Origin of the sequence: Microcoleus sp. Pol11C3, from assembly GCF_036701485.1 — a bacterium.
GTDB lineage: Bacteria > Cyanobacteriota > Cyanobacteriia > Cyanobacteriales > Microcoleaceae > Microcoleus.
On the sequence record NZ_JAUBQW010000268.1, the window covers coordinates 1 to 2,445 of the forward strand.

At 41.6% G+C, this 2,445-nt stretch carries 3 protein-coding genes and 1 pseudogene; 3 read left to right on the plus strand and 1 reads right to left on the minus strand.

Features of this window, described 5'->3' with window-relative positions; genetic code table 11:
• Positions 1-83: 83 nt before the first annotated feature.
• The 3 genes and pseudogenes from QUA40_RS28320 to QUA40_RS28330 form a co-directional block, all read left to right on the plus strand.
• A pseudogene (locus QUA40_RS28320) lies at positions 84-1,056 on the plus strand (IS4 family transposase); the annotation flags it as partial.
• Between the two features lie 125 nt (positions 1,057-1,181).
• Positions 1,182-1,331 carry a hypothetical protein gene (locus QUA40_RS28325; RefSeq protein WP_333131978.1) on the plus strand — a complete coding sequence of 50 codons (150 nt, stop codon included), beginning with the start codon at positions 1,182-1,184 and terminating at the stop codon, positions 1,329-1,331.
• Entirely contained in the window at positions 1,325-1,501 is a 177-nt protein-coding gene (locus tag QUA40_RS28330; protein ID WP_333131980.1) for a DUF5615 family PIN-like protein, read from the plus strand. The genes QUA40_RS28325 and QUA40_RS28330 overlap by 7 nt, the downstream gene beginning before the upstream one ends.
• A gap of 154 nt (positions 1,502-1,655) precedes the next feature.
• On the opposite strand, the gene QUA40_RS28335 is transcribed toward QUA40_RS28330, so the two are convergent.
• Entirely contained in the window at positions 1,656-1,952 is a 297-nt protein-coding gene (locus QUA40_RS28335) for a hypothetical protein (protein WP_333131982.1), read from the minus strand.
• Between the last annotated feature and the right edge of the window lie 493 nt (positions 1,953-2,445).

The following is a 2,445-nucleotide window of genomic DNA, read 5'->3' on the forward strand; positions in this document are numbered from 1 at the left end:
TCCCCAAAATAAGTCAATATACTTACACAAAGAAAATCATTTAGGATTGCTCTAGATATAGAAAATCATTTAGGATTACTATAGATGGGACAACGGTGTTAATGAGTTATACTGCCGCCAATCAAGCCGAGTATCCGCAACACAGCAATCAAAAAACTGGGTGTGGATTTCCGATCGCGAAAATGGTAGTGCTGTTTTCACTGCTGACAGGAGCAGTGGTATCGGCTGGTATTGCTTCGTTGGCGACGAGTGAGATTGTGATGAGCCGTTTGCTTTATGCAAATTTACTCCCCAACGATGTAATCTTAGCGGATCGAGCTTATGGCAATTATGTCGATTTAGTTTTGGTAAAACAGCAGGGAGCGAACGCGGTTTTTCGGAAAAATCATCTCCGTAAGACGGACTTAAGGGCGGGGAAAGAAGTTGGGAATTGGCGACCATCAAGTTGTCTGAGATAAGCCTCAACAGTGTCCGAAACACATGATTAATGAGGAATTTGAGGCATTGCCCTCTAATTTCATCGTTCGGGAAGTCTGCTTGCGTATTCAACGCCGTGGCTTTCGAGACGAACGTATTATTGTAGTCACAACATTGATGGATGCCAAACAATACAATGTTCAACAATTAACTCGGCTATATGGACTTCGCTGGTTAGCCGCTGAAGTCAATTTACGCTATCTCAAAACAACCTTAAAAATGGAGATGTTAACAGCTAAAACTCCGGCAATGGTAAGAAAAGATATCTGGACACACTTATTGGCTTACACTTTATTGCGTACCATAATGTGGCAAGCGGCATCTTCGTCAGAATATACAACTTTTCAACTCTCATTCCAATCGACTCGGCAGCAGTTTAATCAGTTCTTGACGCTGTTGGCAACTACAGGAAAACGCCAACAGATCCAATGGCATCAATTGCTGTTGGAACAGGTGGCAACTAATTTACTCACGATGCGACCCGATCGTTCCGAACCTAGAGTTTTGAAATGCAGACCGAAGCCGTATCCTCGAGTGCAGGAACCTCGCTCTATCTTAAAAAGTAAACAGGCTAGGTGATTGAGACTTTTTCAGTGCCATTGGACTATTAGATAACTATCCCACACTAACAACTACTGATTTAGCAAATGCCTGGGCTTATGCGGCAGCTTTTTCAAATGAAATTGAAATAGCTATCGGCGAGAATGACGATGATTAAGATGATGGCGCGTATTTATGCTGAGGAACAATTTCCCAGAGTGGTGGTAGAAGTGCTGCGCCCTATGATTCACAATATTCTGACAGTGCAAGCAGCCGGAAAGGATAACCAAAAATTCCTGACCAAGAAGTGTTAGCTTTTGCAGTAAGTGAAAATCGAGATATTTTAACTCTAAATCGCCGTTATTTTATCAGACTGCACAGGTTCCAGCCTGACGATGCTGGAATTATTGTCTGTAGGGGAGAGGAAGATGTAACAAGAAGGGTTGGTAACATTAATCAGGCTATTTCCTCACTTGAAACATGAACAAGTCAAGTGATTCGAGTCGATCGAACTCTCGTCGTCATCTATATCTTAAGCGATCGCCCCAAAGTAAACTCAAGCAATCTCAATCCGAAAATCACTGCATCCGTTTGATTGCTGGCTAGATGCCATCGGCGATATTTCTCGCTGAAACAACTTAGGAGGCGACTAAAACAGGACACTCTGAAATCCGGCAAATATTGGACACAGTTGGCTGGTGGGCAACGACTCGCACTTCGTGAGAATACCGGGGACGCGGGTCATTTTCTAACCAGATGGGCGGTACCATCATCACTTCATAGTAAGCGATCGTATGCAAAACCCCAGGCTGCGACTTCAACTCCACTGTTAAGCCCGCTCGGTACTCAAATGCTTCTTCCCAGTCTAGGTTTTCATTCATATCCATATTCATATCCATCGCGATCGCGCCTCTTAATCTTGTTTCTTTTCTCAATTGTAGAGCACTACATAAACCATTGGGTACTTTCTGTTGCTTATGATACAATTTTTAACCTTATATGTTCGTTCCATGACAATTTAACAGAGAGGAGCAATTGTCAATAAGTAAATAGGATGATTTTGCTGACGGGTGACAAGTAAACTGAAAAGGTAGGCTTGACAACAGCTTGAGTTGATATGTCTCAAAAAAAATAGGGGCGATCGAACCGCGCAGAGGTTTATCAGACAAAGGAAGAGAACAGAAGAGAATTTTAAGGACGAAAGTACAAACCTATTTTTGCAAGCTTGGTTAATATTTTATAAGTAAGCCTTAATTTGGAACTGGTATAAATACATGATTATCTAGCCCCAAAACACTACATATTTTGTGCTTTCTCAAGCAAGCTATAATCAAGAAAATTATCAAAAATTTCGGCTCTTCAGAACTTATGGTGATAACTTTATCTAATAAAAGATAGACTCGTGCATAAGACTAGAAGCTGAAACTC

Bases quoted from the DNA above. Each gene is read 5' to 3' on its own strand.
- QUA40_RS28325 (WP_333131978.1), top strand. From the start codon at position 1,182: ATGACGATGATTAAGATGATGGCGCGTATTTATGCTGAGGAACAATTT.